Raw genomic sequence first — 18,065 nt, 5'->3', positions numbered from 1 at the left:
TATGCCGAAAAATACAGAACTTAAAAAAATACTTGTGATCGGTTCCGGTCCGATCGTCATTGGTCAGGCAGCAGAATTTGATTACGCTGGTACACAAGCTTGTCAAGCGCTCAAAGAAGAAGGCGTCGAGGTAGTACTGATCAACAGTAATCCGGCAACCATCATGACAGACACCAACATGGCAGACAAAGTATACATCGAGCCGATCACACTTGATTTTGTAACACAGATTATCCGTCAAGAGCGTCCAGATGGTCTGCTTCCTACGCTGGGAGGACAGACAGGTCTGAATATGGCAGTGGAACTGGCTCGCGCCGGAGTGCTGGAGCGTGAAAACGTCAAGCTGCTGGGAACTCAACTGAATTCGATAGAACAAGCCGAAGATCGTGATCTGTTCCGTGATTTGATGCGCGAGTTGGAACAGCCTGTACCAGAGAGTGTAATTGTAACAACCTTAGAGGAATCGTTAGAATTTGCTAACGAAATCGGTTATCCAATTATCGTTCGCCCTGCTTATACGCTAGGGGGAACAGGCGGTGGTATCTGCTCTACAGAAGAAGAACTGCGTGAAACCGTCAGCTCTGGCTTGAGATACAGTCCAATCGGACAATGTTTGGTGGAAAAAAGTATCGCAGGTATGAAGGAAGTCGAGTATGAGGTCATGCGTGACGGCAATGATAACTGCATCGTTGTTTGTAATATGGAGAACTTTGATCCAGTCGGCGTGCATACTGGTGACAGTATCGTCGTAGCTCCGAGTCAGACGCTGTCAGATCGCGAATACCAGATGCTGCGCTCCGCTTCTCTGAAAATTATCCGCGCCCTCAATATCGAAGGCGGCTGTAATGTACAGTTTGCGCTTGATCCGCACAGCTATCAATACTATGTAATTGAAGTAAATCCGCGCGTAAGCCGCTCCTCGGCACTGGCTTCCAAGGCAACTGGATATCCGATTGCTAAAATGGCTGCCAAAATTGCACTGGGCTACACGTTGGATGAAATTGTGAATCCGGTAACGGGACAAACGTATGCTTGCTTTGAGCCAACACTGGATTACATCGTGAGCAAAATACCACGCTGGCCATTTGACAAATTCATTTCTGCCAACCGCAAGCTGGGCACGCAAATGAAAGCAACGGGTGAAGTCATGGCCATCGGACGCACATTCGAAGAGTCCATCCATAAAGCGGTACGGTCGTTGGAAATCGGTGTAAACCGTCTGCATCTTAAGGGAGCCGAACAGCTGTCTGATGACGTGCTCAAGGATCGCCTGATTAAAGCAGATGATGAGCGTTTGTTCTTGGTAGCCGAGGCGTTCCGTCGCGGCTGGCAGCAGCAGGAGATTCAAGATTTGACGAAAATTGACTGGTGGTTCCTCGATAAGGTAGAGGGAATCGTCAAGTTCGAAGCCATCATCGCTGGAGAGTCTGAGCTGACCTACGAAACACTCTATCAGGCCAAACGTAAAGGTTTTACCGACCGCTCTATCGCCGAGATTCGCAGTATGGGCCAAAACGACAGTATGACAACCGAGCGTGAGGTACGTGAATTCCGTCTAGCTCAAAACCTGCGTCCGGTCTACAAAATGGTAGATACGTGCGCAGCCGAGTTTGAAGCCACAACTCCGTACTACTACTCCTCTTACGAGGTGGAAAATGAAGTTATTCCATCTAACAAAGAGAAAGTTATCGTACTCGGCTCCGGACCGATTCGGATCGGGCAAGGGATTGAATTTGATTACTCCACTGTACATGCGGTATGGGCTATTCAAAAAGCAGGCTACGAAGCAGTGATTATCAATAACAACCCGGAGACGGTATCTACGGACTTTAACACATCCGATCGCCTCTACTTTGAACCGCTCTTCTTCGAAGATGTAATGAATGTCATCGAGCAGGAAAAACCGATTGGGGTTATCGTCCAGTTCGGTGGTCAAACGGCCATTAATCTCGCAGCTCCGCTGAGTGCGGCAGGCGTGAATATTTTGGGTACGAGTCTGGAAAGTATCGATGAAGCGGAAGACCGGAAAAAGTTCGAGCAACTTTTGTCTCGTCTGGCTATCGCACAGCCTAAAGGCAACACGGTCACATCGGTAGATGAAGCAGTAGGAACCGCACAGGCGCTAGGCTATCCGGTCCTGGTACGTCCATCCTACGTTCTGGGCGGGCGCGCTATGGAAATCGTGTACTCAGATACGGAATTGCTGCGGTACATGGAAGAAGCGGTTAAAATCAATCCAGAGCATCCGGTGCTCATCGACCGTTATATGCTGGGTAAAGAAGTTGAGGTCGACGCCATCTGCGACGGCGAGACAGTATTGGTACCAGGTATTATGGAGCATGTAGAACGGGCCGGGGTTCACTCAGGTGACTCGATCGCGGTGTATCCACCACAGCACTTGTCTGCCGAGCTGAAACAAAAAATTGTGGAAATTACAATCAGTATCGCCAAAGAATTAAAAACGATCGGTCTGGTAAATATCCAGTTTGTCATTCATCAAGACCAGGTGTACGTGATCGAGGTTAATCCTCGCTCCTCGCGGACGGTTCCTTTCTTGAGTAAAGTAACGAATATCCCGATGGCGAATCTGGCTACACAGGCTATTTTGGGCGGTAAGCTTAAAGATGCAGGTTATTCAGAAGGCCTTTGGCCTGAAAGTAATTATGTCTCGGTTAAGGTTCCGGTATTCTCCTTTGCCAAACTGCGCCGTGTAGAGCCGACGCTGGGCCCAGAAATGAAATCGACAGGTGAAGTCATGGGACGCGATATTCAGTATGCCAAAGCACTGTACAAAGGACTTGTGGGGGCTGGCATGAAAATTCCATCTACTGGAGCAATCATCATTACAGTGGCAGATAAGGACAAAGAAGAAGCTGTCGAGTTGATGCAGGGCTTTTACAGACTGGGCTATAAAATTATTGCAACAGGTGGAACGGCGGCTGCTATGAAGCAGGCCAATATTCCGGTGAACACGATCAACAAGCTGAGCGAAGGTAACCCGAACATCCTGGATATGATCCGTACGGGTGAAGCCAACTTTGTCTTCAATACGCTGACCAAAGGCAAAACGCCAGAGCGTGATGGATTCCGTATTCGCCGTGAAGCGGTTGAGAATGGCATCGTCTGCATGACCTCACTGGATACAGTACGCGCTTTGCTAAGAATGCTGGAAACGATCAATTTCACATCCGAATCCATGCCGGTCCTAAGCAACTAATGCGTTACGAATAGATGTGAGGAAATAAGTAGCACAGGGAAGGACATTCATCAGCTTCGGCTGACGGATGTCCTTTATCACGGGCAAATGTACCCGAATTGACGTGAAAAGGGGATGTAGAACGGTGAATGGAGCATTTCAGCAGATGGCAGGACGGCTGATGGTTGCATTAGATTATCCCAATGCACAACAGGCTGAGCAGTTAATTCGGCAGCTAGAGGGAATTCCCTGTTATATAAAAGTAGGTATGCAACTGTTTTATAATGCAGGGCCAGCTTTTGTAGAACAGCTAAAGTCCAGAGGATACTCCGTATTTCTGGATTTGAAAATGCATGATATCCCTAACACGGTGCGGGGAGGGGCAGAGAGCATTACCCGCCTAGGTGTGGATATGTTCAACGTACATGCTGCTGGAGGCGTTAATATGATGTCAGCCGCTAAAGCTGGTGCAGAAGCAGCTATTTCCGCAGACAGTTCGCTTTCCATGCCGCTCATTATTGCAGTCACACAGCTGACCAGCACGGATCAGACGACCATGAATAAGGAGTTAGGTATTCCTGGTACGGTACAGGATGCAGTAGTTCGTTACGCACAACTGACCCGTGAGGCGGGACTGGATGGTGTGGTAGCTTCACCTTTGGAAGTGCCTGCCATTCGTGCTGTATGTGGATCAGACTTTAAGACGATAACTCCTGGCATACGCCCGGCAGGTAGTGCTGCAGGCGATCAGTCGCGTGTGCTTACACCTGGGCAAGCCATTGCCCAAGGCAGCAGCTACATTGTTGTTGGACGTCCTATCACCGCAGCAGCAGACCCACGTGCCGCAGCGGAACACATTATTGAGGAGATGATACAAGTATGACCACATTCAATAGTATCCCCGAGCAAATCGCATCCCATCTGTTACGTATTCAGGCGGTGGCATTGCGCCCGCAACAGCCTTTTACATGGACATCCGGCATTAAATCGCCAATCTACTGTGACAATCGTCTGACCATGTCCTACCCGGAGGTACGCGAGCTGATCGCAGACTCATTTGCTGCCCTCATTCGTGAGCAATATCCCGAAACCGAAGTCATTGCAGGGACAGCTACAGCAGGGATTCCTCATGCGGCCTGGGTGGCGCAAAAGCTAAATCTGCCAATGGCCTATGTGAGGGACAAAGCCAAAGGACATGGGAAAGAGAACCAAATTGAAGGCCGCATCGGCGCAGGACAAAAGGTTATGGTCATCGAGGATCTCATTTCTACAGGAGGCAGCTCCATTAAAGCAGCACAGGCCGTAGCACAAGCAGGCGCTCAGCCGTTAGCGGTACTAGCTATTTTCAGCTACCAGCTAGACAAAGCGACTCAAGCCTTTGAAGAAGCAGGTGTGGAGCTGCAAAGCCTGTCCAATTATACAGCCCTGATGAACGTTGCCTTGCGTGAAGGAACCATTCAGGAAGAAGAGATGGAACTGCTGCGTTCCTGGCGTCAGGATCCGGCTTCCTTTGGCAAATAAGATAAGCTATAGGGGCCAACAGAGCTAATGATTAGAGCGATTCGCACTCGTGCTAACCATTGTAGATTGTTATGGCTCAGGCCGTGTAAATCGAATTCGATTCGGTTACACTAACTCCTACCATCATGTGAAAAGAGGGAGTTCGGATGTATTGGATTTACTATGGCAGACTGTACACGACTAAATTTCAGGCAGGATGTCTGGCAAAAAGGTTGGAGCACGACGGCTGGATGTATGGCTACAATGATCCCCGCGCAGTGGAGGTGTACCGCTCGCGCAAAGGTCGTTATGGTGTCCGATTTATTCCGTAAGTCCACGAAAATAATTTTTAAAAAGAAAATTTTCGATAGGCTATTGACGAAACACAAGAAAATGTTGTATATTAATTAACGTTGCTGTTATGAATATGTAACGTGAATATACATATTTTTTTGAGGGCCCTTAGCTCAGTTGGTTAGAGCGGTCGGCTCATAACCGATTGGTCGGGGGTTCGAGTCCCTCAGGGCCCATTTCCTCAAAAACCCTTGCGTAGCAAGGGTTTTTTGTTGTTTATAGAGGGTGAGAAAATGGAGGAAAGTAGCCCCTTTATGAGGGAGCGATTATAATCCTTCCCACGAGTACAGTCTCCGTCTCTTTCAAGACCTCTTGAAAGCCTAATTTTTCGTGGACAATCAACCCAAACTTTGAAGTCATATTTGTCTTCTAGTTCCTTTCGGATGGAATATACTCCTTCGATTATGACAATGCCGCCAGCAGGAACAGTATGCCATTCCGATAACTTATCGGTTTCCCAGTCATACCTTTGATAACGCACAGCTTTCAGAAATCATTTTGCGATCGTTATATCGTCTTTTCGATGCCTGATTTGACTATATTGTGTGGACGGAAGGGTCTACATTTCGGGTAGAATGACGGGGTAGGGACCAGAAGGTTATTATGCCTACAGGAGATGGGAAGCGCTACTTTAGAAAATATTAGGGACTAGTGAGTTTTACTTTTAGATCTAAAAGAGGACTCCACTGACTGAAAGCTGGTGTGAGTCCCAGTGTATTTGATGGTCCATATTCAAACGTTATTGCTATGTGCTTTTCTTTTTTGGATACTTGATAAATCTGAATAGTAGGCTGTTCAAAAAATTGATCACTAATTATATTTGTGTTAATTAATACAACAGCCCCTTTAGAATTAACAAGAAAAAAATCACCCGCTTCAGTAAGTAGGAAGTATTCCTTCGCAATTCACGTACAGTTGTCACACTTAAATGTAGAAGAGTGCTAAAGTAGGTAAAAGGATGGGAGTGGTATTTTGAAAATAGATCAAGTTTTTGAACATGACATAAGTCAAGAGTTAGCAGCCAGTATACAAGCATTATTAATGGACAGTTTTTCAGAAATCTACCCTACGGATAGAATTTATTTCAAGCAACTTCCACATTTTAGACTTCTAGCTTTTAACCATGATTATCAACTTATAGGGCATGTTGGATTAGATTATAGGATAATGAATCTAAACGGAGAAACCATAAGAGTACTGGGTTTAATTGATTTGTGTGTTTCAAAAAATGTTCGATCACAGGGAATAGCTTCAGCACTGCTTTTAGAAATTGAAAAGTTATCCGTTACACGAAATATTGATTTTATACTTTTATTTGCTGATAATATGAACTTGTATTTAAGAAATGGATATAAGCCTGTAAAGAACAAAATTAAATGGTTAAAAATTGATAATGAAAAAATTATTACAAATGGAATAGGCTTTGAGAAAATTGATGGAATAATGATTAAAGAAGTAGGAAAGATGGATTGGAGTGAGGGAGACTTAGATTTTTTGGGGTATCTTTATTGATCTCACGAAAGTTTAGAAAAGAGGAAGTTCGAGCATTTGGCACTCAATTTGAGGAGCATTTAAATAAAACTTCACAAGAGTCGGTTAATAGAGTTCAATGAAAACTAATAAAGGGTTCCGCTGATAAAAAAGCTAATATGAGTTCTTTTCGTCTCATAAAAAAAGCACTGCCCGAATAAACGGACAGTGCTATTTATACTGCTTTTATCTTAGGATACCTTAACAGTGTACACCATTCTCAATTTACCGTTACCGCCGTAAATCTCAACTCTTGCAGTCGTTGCAGTACTAGTTGTTACCACCCCGGAAGCGGAGACGGTGACATTTCCGCTCGCCACTTTATAAGTATCCCCTGGGTAATTTGACAACGCATAGGAATAATTACGTGGCAACGTAGCCGTTCTGTAGTATACTCCGTTAACTTCTACGACAGGCGTAATTACCGGAGAAGGGCCTACAGATGCGGACGCGCTAGGGACGATAATACTCCCAATAAGTCCCAGAGACATAGCTGTTGATAATAATATTTTCTTAGTATTCATAAAGAATTCCTCCTGATGTATGATTTTAACTCCTAAAATATACCATGTAAAATTATTGATTTCACTTCATTCGACAAATTTTGTCAAAATAATACAACAAAACGATTCTAAAGTACTATAAAATACAAAAGAATTAAAATATAACAATTTAAGTATTTGCTTTTTAATTTGCCATACTTTTGAACTATTCTTCATAGCTGTATAGTCTTTGATCACACGGAATAAAAAACGGACGTCAGAGTAATTAGCTCCAAGTCCGTTTTGTGTTTGTATCTATTTAGTTCTTGATATCAGTTGACAAGCTGGTGTGCAAGCCTCTCATCGCTGTCTAGATTCCTTTCTACGATACGTTGTTTTAATGCAGACAGTTCCGCACACTGACGAATTGCTTCCGCTATAAGCTGGGCGACCTGTTTGGCTCCTTCGTCAGAAAAATGGGTATTATCCGTTACACCAGCGGGGTAATTAGGATGCGCTTTTTCAGGCAAATGCATAAATAGCTGCTGTGACCCTTTTTCACCCATTGAACGATACAGCTGTTGAGAAGCTTCAAAAATATCGAGCAGGGGTGTCTTGGTTTCCGCGGCTACTTGTTTCATGGCAGCAGGATAGGCTCCTACAGCCAGCGGATCAGGTTCACCGTCTGCGGTGAATCGGCGGCGGCTTACAGAGGTCAATAGCACTGGAATTCCACCACGCTCCCTAGCGGACTGAATGTATTGAATTAAGTTTTGACGATACTCTCCATCAGGATCGGTATAGCGAGTGGGGTCTTCTTTTTTCTCATCGTTGTGTCCAAATTGAATAAACAGATAATCTCCAGCTTGAATATCTTTTTCAATATCAGCTAACCGGCCTTCTGCTATAAAAGATTTGGTGCTTCGTCCATTGACGGCACGATTGTCCACATGAACAGACGGTGCCAAGTAGCTTTGCAAGTGTTCGCCCCAGCCTGTCATCGGTTTTTCGGTAGCCCCTTTTTGAGCTGCAGTGGAGTCCCCAGCGATAAACAGTCGAGTTGTCATCTGTTGCCTTGCCTGAGCATATCCATGTTTTTGAAGCCAAGTTTCCGTTAGATCAAGCCATTGATGGCATTCATGGTTGTCCTCTGACAGCCCCAAGCCGTGTCGCCCTTCCTCAAATACATGCAGTTCAAACGGAATACGTTCTCTGGATAATGAAAAAGCGAACAACAGACTATTTTCTACCGGTACAGCGCCATCATTGGCTGTAGTCCACATCAAAGTTGGAGGTGTCTGTGAAGTTACTTGCCGATCGGATGAAAAGGCTTGAAGCTGCTCCAGCGTCGGATGTTCCCCTAAAAAATGTGTACGGCTTCCGATATGTGTATAAGGCTCATGAAATGAAATTACAGGGTATCCCAACAACAGAAGATCTGGTTTTACCGTCCCTATAGTGGAGACAATGGAGGCCAAGTGACCGCCTGCTGAAAAACCGATGAGCCCCACTTGATCAGGGATGACTAGCCAATCATGCGGTGTTTGGCGAATCCATTGCAGAGCATGTTCTACATCCTCCAACAAGGAAGTAATCTCGAAATCGCCGACTTGATATTCCAGCACACCCGCATGAATACCTAGATCATTCAACCACCGGGCTATAGGCTCTCCTTCATGTGAGGCCAAATGCTCGTAGCCACCGCCAGGTAATACCAATATAAAAGGACGAGCTTCACGAACTGCTACGGGATAGAGGGAGAGAAAGGAAGTGTCTGACGGAAATTCTTCTTTTACAATCGGTTCTTTAGGACTAACAACATGTAACATAAATAACTCCTCCAAATTTCTTTTTAACTGCCGCAAACCAAACAAAATCGACTTAAATTGGAATGATACGGATGTAAAAAATAATGCACACGTGAAAAAAATGATTTAAACCTTGTTATGAAAGCGCTATAATTTTGTTGTGATGCAAAGAGCCAGAGGGGGAGCGCAATGAAAAAAGGAAGAATGTTCTATACTATTTTTATTACGATTCTGGTTTTGGGAATAGGATTGGTGGCCAGTTTTGGCAGCTATATCTATTTTACAACAATTAGCTCCGTTGTGGAGAGAGTTTCCAATACCAAGCAAAGCTACATGGCACAGATCAGAAATAGTCTGGAGCAGAAAATTCAAACGATTGAATATGCTTTTAATACGTATAGCACGACCAGTTCCTTTAATGATGTTGTGAAAAATCCCATTACAGAAAAAGATTTTATAGCGTATCGGAATGTGAATACTCAGCTCAATTATATTGCTACGATGGGATTAGAGGGAACGGAATATTCGCTAATCAGTCTGGATCAGAATTGGAGAATCTCCAATGGAAGCCTGTCCTATTTGACGAAAACGGAACGAGAAAAGCTGATTAGTACCTATATCGACCACCAAGAGAAGGGACTATTCTGGGTTAAAACAGATAAAGGAATTCGTTTTGTTAATACCTTGCCTGTATTCTCTAAGAAGAAGCAAGCCATTGCTTTGTCGGATATTTCGCTGCAAACGTTAAATCATACGATTCAAACCGAGGATCATATGGCTGTTTTTATTTTGAATAAACAAGGCGATTTAATGTATGAAACCCAGCCTGCTGAACAATTATTGTCCACCCAACAGCTTCAGCACATTTCAGAAGCTGCAGTGAAGCCGAACAACACAGGTATGTTAACTTTGGAGAAAACGGATCAGCAGCCTGCACGACAAGTCATTTATGCCAAATCTGCTTACAACAATTGGACTTACTTAACGGTATTAGATAAGAAAGAAATTGCGGATGCCTTTCAAACGACCAAATTTGGGATCATCATGATGGGACTTGTATTAACGCTCTTAATGGTGGTAGTGGCGTACTTCATTGCCATTTACTTTACAAAGCCATTTCAGCAAATAAAACGCAGTTTGCCTAAAAATCCTAATTTCGCTTTCAAAAATGAACCTTCTAAAAATGAAATTGAATGGATTATTAATTCCATCGACAACATTGTAACCGAGAAGGAAAGCTTGGAAAGTCTCATTCAGTCCGAAATGCCACAGTTGGAGACCCAATTGATTCTCAATCTGTTCCGCAAACGTATTTCTGCAGAGGAATTGGCACGAAAAATGCCACGCTTGGGTTATCCGCAGATCGAGAATCAAATGTATATTACCTTGTTAGTCCAACTGGATAATCTGGGAGATCGAGAGCCCTCGGATAAAGATGTTTTGCTGCTGGCTATTAATAAAATCGTAGAAGAAACGATTCCAGAGCAGCAGCGAATGCTTCCCATCATTTTGAACGATAACACTCAGGCCACCATATTAATTTTGACAGGTAAGAGCGAACAGGAAATGAGAAAGCAAGTCCTAGATGATGCGACCCTTTTGGTTCAAAACGTAAAAGAGTATTTGAATGTATCCATCAGCATCGGCATTAGTACGGCGTATGATAACTTATTAGAAAGTAAAGAAGCCTGTGAGATGAGCAAGCAAGCTTTGCATCACCGTTTAAATTTAGGCAAAGAATCAATTATTTTTTATGAAGATATTTCCATGGTCATTTCAGGTCCGGTGCTGCTTCATTATCCTACGGAATTGGAATCAAAACTGTTTGATGCCATCCGAATAGGGGACGAAGAGCAGGTATACCATACCGTGCACTCTTTATTGGAGGAAATGATGATAAAAAACAATCATTCCATGAACTTTGAAGTGCTGTTGGTACGGTTTGTGAATAACCTCATCCAATTGGAGCAGCTATTAGGGATTGAAGTGCTGCTGACGCAAGACAATCATGCTTTGTATCATCGTTTGCTGGACATCCGTAACCCGGAAGAGATAGAACGTATGCTAATAGAGCAAGTTATTTTCCCTATGGTAAAAAGCATGAAAGAGAAGACCAATCAGCAATTCCGCTGTCTCTCGGAAAAAATTGCTGCTATTATCCGTGCTGAATATGACCAGGAATTATCATTAGAACTCATTGGAGACCGACTTCATTACAATCCGAATTATTTAAGCAGTATTTTCAAAAAAGAATACGGAACGACGTTTAGTGAATATCTAATGGGCTATCGGTTACAAATGGGCAAGAAATGGCTCGTTGAGACCGATATGACGATTAAAGAAATCGCTGAGCGACTGCAATATCATAATTCGCAAAACTTTATCCGCTCTTTTCGGAAAAAGGAACAGGTTACACCGGGAGCTTACCGAAAGATGAAGCAAGCCAATTAGCCTTTAACCGCTCCTAATAAAGCTCCTTTGACAAAGTGCTTTTGCACAAATGGATACACGATTAACATCGGAACGGTCGCAATGACAATGACTGCCATCTTAATCGTCTGCGCAGGCGGGATGACATCTACAGCAGTTCCTTCTGCCTGCATACCACTGGAAACGATTACAATTTGACGAAGCAAGACTTGAATCGGCCATTTGGCAGAATCATTGATATAGAGAATGGCGTGCATATACGTATTCCAGTAGGCAACAGCGTAGAATAGAGAGATGGTTGCAATAGAAGGCAGGGCTAACGGCAACATAATTTTAAAGAAGATACCAAAATCGTTGCACCCGTCCATCTTGGCTGATTCCTCCAAATCATCTGGCAGCGCCTGAAAAAAGTTACGCATGATAATCAGGTTAAACGCATTAATGGCCACGGGAAGAATCAAGGACCAATACGAATTGATAAGCCCCATACTTTTTACAACCAGGAATGTCGGAATCATCCCCCCACTAAACAACATAGAAAACACGACAATGAAGTTAATCGTATTGCGGCCAAGTAGATATCTTCGGGATAATCCATAAGCCATAAAAGCAGTAAATATCATACTTACAACTGTACCGACGACCGTTACTCCAACCGAAACCCCGAGACCTCTAAAAATGGTGGGAGTCGACAGAATATAGCGATAGGCATCCAAGGAAAAAGTAACTGGGAATAAAATGAACTTCTTGGCTATCACTTCTTCAGTTGAGGCAAAAGAGCTGGCGATGATATTCAAAAAAGGTAAGAGACAAGTGAGGGCAATGAGAATCAATAGTGTACTGTTTACAATGTTGAAAATACGGCTGCCCAGCGATTCTTTTTTTCGTAATTTTTGTTTTCGTAATGGTTGCGTCAATGTGGTTGACCTCCTCGTAATCGTTTACATGTCAACCTTATCAAGAGGAAAGAATTCCGTATATAATCAAATCTTGAGGTGTTCTCTAATCATGGAGAAAAGCGGATGATCATTAGGTTGTGTTGTAATCATTAGCTAAGGTGAAAAGGTTGAAAAGTAGGCTGTATACTCAATTTTGTAAACGCTATCATTTGATGATTATATGCGGAATGCTAAAAATCGCGTACTCTTGAAAACGTATACAGGAACGTTTGAAGGAGGTCGAACTAATGAAAGTTTCAAGTGTCCCCGCACCAAACATGAAAATGAAAAAGAACAAAAGAACGACAGAAAGCCTTTTACGAATGCAGAAACACAAGTTGCTCTATTTAATGGTTTTACCCGGACTGGTGTACTTCATTATTTTTAAGTACTTTCCTATGGGGGGATTGGTGATTGCATTTCAGGATTATCAAGCTTTTCAGGGAATCACGGGCAGTCCATGGGTAGGAATGAAGCATTTTATTCGTTTGTTTACCGAGCCTACGTTTTTTATGCTGCTTCGTAATACACTGGTTTTGTTTGCGCTGAACATTGTAATCTTTTTTCCATTGCCCATCATTTTGGCACTCATGCTGAACGAGGTTAGGAAGATGTTTTTTAAAAACATTATTCAAACCATTATCTACATCCCGCACTTTATGTCATGGGTTATCATTGTTTCGATTTCTTATGTATTCCTAACCGTAGACGGTGGGGTGCTGAATGAAATGATTGCCGCGCTGGGCGGTGAGAAGATCAGCTTCTTAACTTCTCCTCAATGGCTGCGAACCGTCTACATCGGGCAAGTGATTTGGAAGGAACTTGGCTGGTCTACCATCATTTATCTATCTGCGATTACAGTGGTAGATACGCAATTGTATGAGGCAGCAGAGATGGACGGAGCTGGACGCCTGAGAAAGACATGGCACGTTACCTTGCCTGCGATCCGCCCAGTCATTATTACATTATTAATTTTGAAGATCGGTAGCACGTTGGATTTGGGCTTTGAGCATATGTATCTGCTATTGAACTCATTAAACCGCGAGGTTGCCGAAATCTTTGACACCTACATTTATACTGCGGGCTTAAAGAATGGACAATTAAGTTTCAGTACGACGGTAGGACTTTTTAAAGGTGTAGTAGGGTTAATCCTGATTATGGGCTCCAATCGACTGGCCAAGAAATTTGGTGAAGACGGCGTTTACTAATGACGACGGGAAGGATGCAAAATGGTACGGTTTGTAGAAAACATGAACAAATGGTGCATGCGCCTGCTGCGCCTGGTCTACCTTAACTTGCTTTGGACGGTTGCGACGATTCTGGGCTTGGGTTTTATAGGCGTTGGGCCTGCAACCGTTGCTATGCTTAGTATTTTAAGGCAGTGGATTCGGGGCAATGAGGAAGTCGCCATTTTCTCGACGTTTGTACGTTACTTTAGAGAAAGCTTTAAAGAAGCAGCAATCATTGGCGGGCTTTACAGCCTTGTGGGTTACGTGCTCTACGTGGATATAGTCAACGTCTCGTCCTGGTATGTTCGTGTGGTGACGCTTATTGGAGCCTTTTTGTATCTCATCTCTTTGGCCTACATTTTCCCGCTGCTGGCTCACTATGATTGGAAAGGTATCAGACTGAAGGTCAAAATGTCGATAGTGATTGGATTTTCGTATTTACAATATACGCTTGTTCTTTTTGTAGCCATTGTCGTGCTTTTTGCAGTGATTCTAGGCTTGTACCCAGGAATTCTAACTTTTGCCGGAGCAAGTATTATTGGTTATCTCGTGATGTGGATGACGCATCAGGTGTTCAGCAAAATAGAGCGAGAGGTTCTGGTGAAAGAGGAAGATATGGCATAAATATATAAACAGAAAAGGAGCAAACACGATGAAAAAGGGAATCACGACGAAAAAGGGAGTATCGGGCCTTCTTGCTGTACTAATGGTCATGAGTGTTTTTTTAGCTGCTTGCGGTGACAAGGGAGCTGAGGATCAAAGCGGCCAAACCTATGATCCAAAGTCCAAACTGGAATTTACCTGGTTAAACGTATTGCATACAGCTTCTCCGCCTACAGAAACGATCAAAAGCAAAATTGAAGAATACACCAATTCTAAAATCACGTTCAATTGGGTGCCTGACGCTTCCAAAGAAGAGAGAATCACTACCGCGCTTGCATCCGGCGAATTGGCCGATATGGTGACCCTGACGATGATGACAAATTCTTCAGTACGAAGCTCTTTGAAATCAGGGCTATTCTGGGATGTAGGAAAGTATTTGGATGATTATGAAAATTTGAAGAAAATCCCGCCTGAAGTTCGGGAAGCCGCATCCATTGAAGGGGTACTGTATGGCGTTCCGTTCCAGAAGAATCTGGCTCGGGCGGGTCTGGTCATTCGCCAGGATTGGCTGGATCGCTTGGGACTGAAGGTGCCGACGACACTGGATGAGTTGTATGAAGTTGCGAGAGCGTTTACAGAAGATGATCCGGATGGAAATGGAAAAAATGATACGACTGGGTTTGTTGACAGATCGGATCTACGCTACAGTAGCTTCAAAACTTTAAGTTCCTACTTTGGCACACCTAATGGCTGGAAAGTAGATGAAAGCGGAAAATTTACGCCGGAATTTGATACTCCTCAATATTTGGAGACCTTAAAGTATTCCAATAAATTATACAAAAATGGATATCTCTCTAAAGACTTTGCTGTAACCGCTAAAACGGACCAGCAGCAACAATTTGCACAAGGTAAAGCAGGTATTTATACAGGCATGATCGATATCTCTAACCTCAGAACCTTGTCCCAAGGCTTACAAAAGGGACTGAAGCTGGTACCGGTTAACAAGATTTCGAATGGAGATGGCAAATACCACGTATGGTCTGAGGGAAGCGGGGTAGGAGGTTTGCTGGCATTTCCGAAATCCGAAGTAAAAACAGAAGCTGAGTTGAAGAGACTGCTGCAATTTGTAGATGATTTAATTGACAAAGATGTATATATGTATATGACCGGCGGTATAGAAGGCACTCATTATAAGATCGAAAAAGATGGAGCCTTCAAAATTACGAATACAGATTTGTGGCAAGCAGATGTTCAGCCGTTTTCAAGCTCCAGACCAAGTGAAGTGACCTACAACTTAAAAGATGCCAATCCAGAGAAGGAACTGGCTAATGAATTAGTCCGAGAAAATAATGAATTTGCTGTTCTGGACCCAACCGTGCCACTGGATTCAGTCACCGCTAATGAGCAAGGAACAGAGCTGGAGAAAATCATTACCGACGCCTCCTTCAAATTTATTATGGGTGAGCTTGACGAAGCCGGATTTAAAGCAGCCGTAGAAAACTGGAAAAACTCCGGTGGATCACGGATTACTGCTGAGTACGAGGAAGCGTATAAGAAAACGAAAAAATAATAGTTGAGCATGGCTGTTGCCCCCTGACTCCTTGAATGATTTCTTGGATGTTGAAATCCGGGGGCAGCTTATGCTTTCTTCCCAATACAAAATGGATCTAACATTCACAAAATATAAAGACAGGAGAGAACGAAATGCAATTGTATAACATTGTAGATTATGGAGCAGTTCAGGATGGCACGACGCTGGCTACGGGAGCGATTGCGGCTGCGATTGAAGCGGCCAGCAATGCTGGAGGAGGAACCGTTTTTGTTCCGTCTGGGACGTATCTGACAGGTGCTATCTTTCTGAAAAGTAACATTGAGCTGCATGTAAGCCCTGGCGCAACTCTGTCCTTTAGTACGGAACTGGCTGATTACCCTGTAGTAGAATCCAGATGGGAAGGCGTTCAGCGGGAAGTGCATGCGTCATGCATTTATGGGCAGAACCTTGAGAATATTTCAGTTACAGGTAGCGGAACGCTGGATGGAAATGGTCAGCCGTGGTGGGAAAAGCACCGCAATCATCCAGAGGAGTTACAGTATCCGAGACCCAAATTAATCAGCTTTGACCGTTGTCAGCGGGTTACCATTAAAGATGTTATGTTAAAAAATTCCCCCAGTTGGACTGTAAACCCCATCGCTTGCTATAACGTTACAATTGATAATTTGTCCATTCTTAACCCGGCGGACTCCCCCAATACGGATGGCATTAATCCTGAATCCTGTTCCAATGTTCGTATTAGCAACTGCAATATAGATGTGGGCGATGACTGTATTGCGATCAAAGCAGGAACCGAAGATACACAAGAGCGAATTCCATGTGAAAATATTACGATTACCAACTGTACGATGGTGCATGGACATGGCGCAGTCGTACTAGGAAGCGAAATGAGTGGTGACATTCGTAATGTTACGATCAGCAATTGCGTGTTCAAGCAAACGGATCGGGGCATACGTCTGAAATCCAGACGAGGACGTGGCGGAACCATCGAGGATATTCGCGTCAGCAACATTGTGATGGAAGATGTAATTTGTCCATTTATTCTGAATCTTTATTATTTCTGCGGCCCTCGGGGCAAAGACAAATATGTGTGGGACAAAAATCCCTATCCGATTACCGATGAAACCCCGTGCTTTAGACGAATCCATTTTTCCGATATTACGGCACGACAGGTTCATGCGGCTGCTGGATTCTTATACGGACTTGCAGAACGATATATTGCTGAAATCACATTTTCCAATATTGATATTTCTATGGCTAAAAATGCAATTCCCGGTCGTCCGGCCATGATGACAGGGATAGAAGATATGAACAACCGTGGTTTTTATCTAGGTAACGTGAAGGATATTCGTTTTCAACATGTGACGATTGAGAATCATGAAGGTCCTGCCTTTTATATTGAAAATGGGGAAGACGTTGAAATCAATCGTTGCCATTCGAAGAATACAGCTCAGCCCGAGAAGCTGATAGAACAAGTAACGATACAACCTTCTGAACAAAATATGATGAATTAGGAGGGCATGAAAGGAGGTACAACGTGGATAAGTTGCAAGCATTGTTGGGAGACCTTCCGGCAGATCGCCCTGTAACGGCAACTCTGCTGAATCAAGAAGAGCGTGAGGGATATCGACTGGAGTGTCTCCTGCTGGACTTGAACGGGATCGAGTCTGTACCCGCTTATGTAGCTACACCCTTACAAGGGAACGGTCCGTTCCCATTGGTCGTTTTTAACCATTCGCATGGAGGCAATTATACGAACGGGCGCAAGGAACTGATCCATAGCAGTTCTTACTTACAGCAGCCCTCGTTTGCTACAACTCTGACAGACATGGGGTACTGTGTATGCTGCATTGACATGTGGGGATTTAATGAACGTGGAGGCAAAACCGAGAGCGAGCTGGTAAAGGAAATGCTCTGGCAGGGCCAAGTGCTGTGGGGCATGATGCTGTATGATAACCGTCGTTTGGTGGATTATATGTGCCAGCGTGAGGACATTGATGCTTCTCGTATCGGAACAATCGGTATGTCGATGGGTGGACTCATGGCATGGTGGATGGCTGCGTTAGATGAACGGATACAGGTCACGGTTGATATTTGTGGACAGGTAGATGCCCATACGCTGATCGCCAAAAGGGGATTGGACCATCATGGCTTCTATTCCTATGTCCCCGGCTTGCTGAAGCATTTTACCACCCTGGATATTCAAAAGCGGATCGTACCTCGTCCACGGATGAGTATAACAGGTCAAAATGACCGGATGTGTCCTATTGAAGGAGTCGAGCATTTGGCAAAAGGGCTGCTGGAAGCTTACCAGGAGGCAGGTCACCCTGAGCATTGGCAGCCTGTGATTGCGGGCGGTGGACATATGGAGACGTTGGAAATGCGAACGGCGTGGCAGTCATTTTTAGCCGAACACCTGTAAATCAAATGAAGGGATCGGGGT

14 protein-coding genes, 1 tRNA gene and 1 pseudogene are annotated in these 18,065 nt (G+C 44.0%); 12 read left to right on the top strand and 4 right to left on the bottom strand.

What is annotated here, in order from left to right:
• Position 1: 1 nt before the first annotated feature.
• From carB to JOE49_RS22210, 5 genes are all read left to right on the top strand, one after another.
• Complete coding sequence (gene carB / locus JOE49_RS22230) at positions 2 to 3,217, top strand: carbamoyl-phosphate synthase large subunit (RefSeq protein ID WP_023989424.1); 3,216 nt, start codon at positions 2 to 4, stop codon at positions 3,215 to 3,217.
• A gap of 67 nt (positions 3,218 to 3,284) precedes the next feature.
• Entirely contained in the window at positions 3,285 to 4,079 is a 795-nt protein-coding gene (pyrF, locus tag JOE49_RS22225) for an orotidine-5'-phosphate decarboxylase (protein WP_081047489.1), read from the top strand.
• A complete protein-coding gene (gene pyrE, locus JOE49_RS22220; protein WP_028540493.1) occupies positions 4,076 to 4,717 on the top strand; it encodes an orotate phosphoribosyltransferase in 642 nt (213 codons plus the stop codon). The genes pyrF and pyrE overlap by 4 nt, the downstream gene beginning before the upstream one ends.
• A gap of 146 nt (positions 4,718 to 4,863) precedes the next feature.
• Positions 4,864 to 5,028 carry a hypothetical protein gene (locus JOE49_RS22215; protein ID WP_014282411.1) on the top strand — a complete coding sequence of 55 codons (165 nt, stop codon included), beginning with the start codon at positions 4,864 to 4,866 and terminating at the stop codon, positions 5,026 to 5,028.
• 124 nt (positions 5,029 to 5,152) lie between these two features.
• Positions 5,153 to 5,226, top strand: a tRNA-Ile gene (locus tag JOE49_RS22210).
• Between the two features lie 101 nt (positions 5,227 to 5,327).
• Here the strand turns inward: JOE49_RS22210 and JOE49_RS26560 are convergent.
• Positions 5,328 to 5,528: pseudogene (locus JOE49_RS26560) on the bottom strand (uridine kinase); the annotation flags it as partial.
• A 494-nt stretch (positions 5,529 to 6,022) separates the two neighbouring features.
• On the opposite strand from JOE49_RS26560, the gene JOE49_RS22200 reads away from it, so the two are divergent.
• Positions 6,023 to 6,562 (top strand): GNAT family N-acetyltransferase, encoded by a 540-nt coding sequence (locus tag JOE49_RS22200; RefSeq protein ID WP_023989422.1) that lies wholly within the window; start codon positions 6,023 to 6,025, stop codon positions 6,560 to 6,562.
• A gap of 209 nt (positions 6,563 to 6,771) precedes the next feature.
• Here JOE49_RS22200 and JOE49_RS22195 read toward each other — a convergent pair whose 3' ends face one another.
• Positions 6,772 to 7,104, bottom strand: a complete 333-nt coding sequence (locus tag JOE49_RS22195) for a hypothetical protein (protein WP_075154446.1) — start codon at positions 7,102 to 7,104, stop codon at positions 6,772 to 6,774.
• Between the two features lie 290 nt (positions 7,105 to 7,394).
• The gene (locus tag JOE49_RS22190; RefSeq protein WP_209942863.1) at positions 7,395 to 8,891 is read right to left on the bottom strand and encodes a GDSL-type esterase/lipase family protein; all 1,497 of its coding nucleotides are present in this window, start codon (positions 8,889 to 8,891) and stop codon (positions 7,395 to 7,397) included.
• A 168-nt stretch (positions 8,892 to 9,059) separates the two neighbouring features.
• On the opposite strand from JOE49_RS22190, the gene JOE49_RS22185 reads away from it, so the two are divergent.
• Positions 9,060 to 11,321 carry a helix-turn-helix domain-containing protein gene (locus tag JOE49_RS22185; RefSeq protein WP_209942861.1) on the top strand — a complete coding sequence of 754 codons (2,262 nt, stop codon included), beginning with the start codon at positions 9,060 to 9,062 and terminating at the stop codon, positions 11,319 to 11,321.
• On the opposite strand, the gene JOE49_RS22180 is transcribed toward JOE49_RS22185, so the two are convergent.
• On the bottom strand, positions 11,318 to 12,217 hold the full coding sequence (locus tag JOE49_RS22180) for a carbohydrate ABC transporter permease (protein ID WP_028540498.1): 900 nt from the start codon (positions 12,215 to 12,217) through the stop codon (positions 11,318 to 11,320). The genes JOE49_RS22185 and JOE49_RS22180 overlap by 4 nt on opposite strands.
• 269 nt (positions 12,218 to 12,486) lie before the next feature.
• Between JOE49_RS22180 and JOE49_RS22175 the strand changes: the two genes are divergently transcribed.
• From JOE49_RS22175 to JOE49_RS22155, 5 genes are all read left to right on the top strand, one after another.
• A complete protein-coding gene (locus tag JOE49_RS22175) occupies positions 12,487 to 13,446 on the top strand; it encodes an ABC transporter permease (protein WP_023989418.1) in 960 nt (319 codons plus the stop codon).
• A 21-nt stretch (positions 13,447 to 13,467) separates the two neighbouring features.
• A complete protein-coding gene (locus JOE49_RS22170; protein ID WP_209942853.1) occupies positions 13,468 to 14,091 on the top strand; it encodes a YesL family protein in 624 nt (207 codons plus the stop codon).
• Positions 14,092 to 14,119: 28 nt separating this feature from the next.
• A complete protein-coding gene (locus JOE49_RS22165) occupies positions 14,120 to 15,640 on the top strand; it encodes an extracellular solute-binding protein (RefSeq protein ID WP_028540499.1) in 1,521 nt (506 codons plus the stop codon).
• Positions 15,641 to 15,774: 134 nt separating this feature from the next.
• The gene (locus JOE49_RS22160; protein ID WP_023989415.1) at positions 15,775 to 17,136 is read left to right on the top strand and encodes a glycoside hydrolase family 28 protein; all 1,362 of its coding nucleotides are present in this window, start codon (positions 15,775 to 15,777) and stop codon (positions 17,134 to 17,136) included.
• Positions 17,137 to 17,159: 23 nt separating this feature from the next.
• On the top strand, positions 17,160 to 18,044 hold the full coding sequence (locus JOE49_RS22155; protein WP_023989414.1) for a dienelactone hydrolase family protein: 885 nt from the start codon (positions 17,160 to 17,162) through the stop codon (positions 18,042 to 18,044).
• The last annotated feature ends 21 nt before the right edge of the window (positions 18,045 to 18,065 follow it).

This window comes from Paenibacillus sp. PvR133 (genome assembly GCF_017833155.1).
GTDB classification, from domain to species: Bacteria; Bacillota; Bacilli; order Paenibacillales; family Paenibacillaceae; genus Paenibacillus; species Paenibacillus polymyxa_B.
The sequence above is the reverse complement of the archived record's forward strand: the minus strand, read 5'-3'. Positions and strand labels throughout refer to the sequence as shown.

Coding starts and splice junctions, on each gene's coding strand:
- JOE49_RS22215 (WP_014282411.1), top strand. CDS start 4,864: ATGTATTGGATTTACTATGGCAGACTGTACACGACTAAATTTCAGGCA.
- JOE49_RS22160 (WP_023989415.1), top strand. CDS start 15,775: ATGCAATTGTATAACATTGTAGATTATGGAGCAGTTCAGGATGGCACG.
- JOE49_RS22195 (WP_075154446.1), bottom strand. CDS start 7,104: ATGAATACTAAGAAAATATTATTATCAACAGCTATGTCTCTGGGACTT.
- JOE49_RS22190 (WP_209942863.1), bottom strand. CDS start 8,891: ATGTTACATGTTGTTAGTCCTAAAGAACCGATTGTAAAAGAAGAATTT.
- carB (WP_023989424.1), top strand. CDS start 2: ATGCCGAAAAATACAGAACTTAAAAAAATACTTGTGATCGGTTCCGGT.
- JOE49_RS22170 (WP_209942853.1), top strand. CDS start 13,468: ATGGTACGGTTTGTAGAAAACATGAACAAATGGTGCATGCGCCTGCTG.
- JOE49_RS22175 (WP_023989418.1), top strand. CDS start 12,487: ATGAAAGTTTCAAGTGTCCCCGCACCAAACATGAAAATGAAAAAGAAC.
- pyrE (WP_028540493.1), top strand. CDS start 4,076: ATGACCACATTCAATAGTATCCCCGAGCAAATCGCATCCCATCTGTTA.
- pyrF (WP_081047489.1), top strand. CDS start 3,285: ATGTCCTTTATCACGGGCAAATGTACCCGAATTGACGTGAAAAGGGGA.
- JOE49_RS22185 (WP_209942861.1), top strand. CDS start 9,060: ATGAAAAAAGGAAGAATGTTCTATACTATTTTTATTACGATTCTGGTT.
- JOE49_RS22165 (WP_028540499.1), top strand. CDS start 14,120: ATGAAAAAGGGAATCACGACGAAAAAGGGAGTATCGGGCCTTCTTGCT.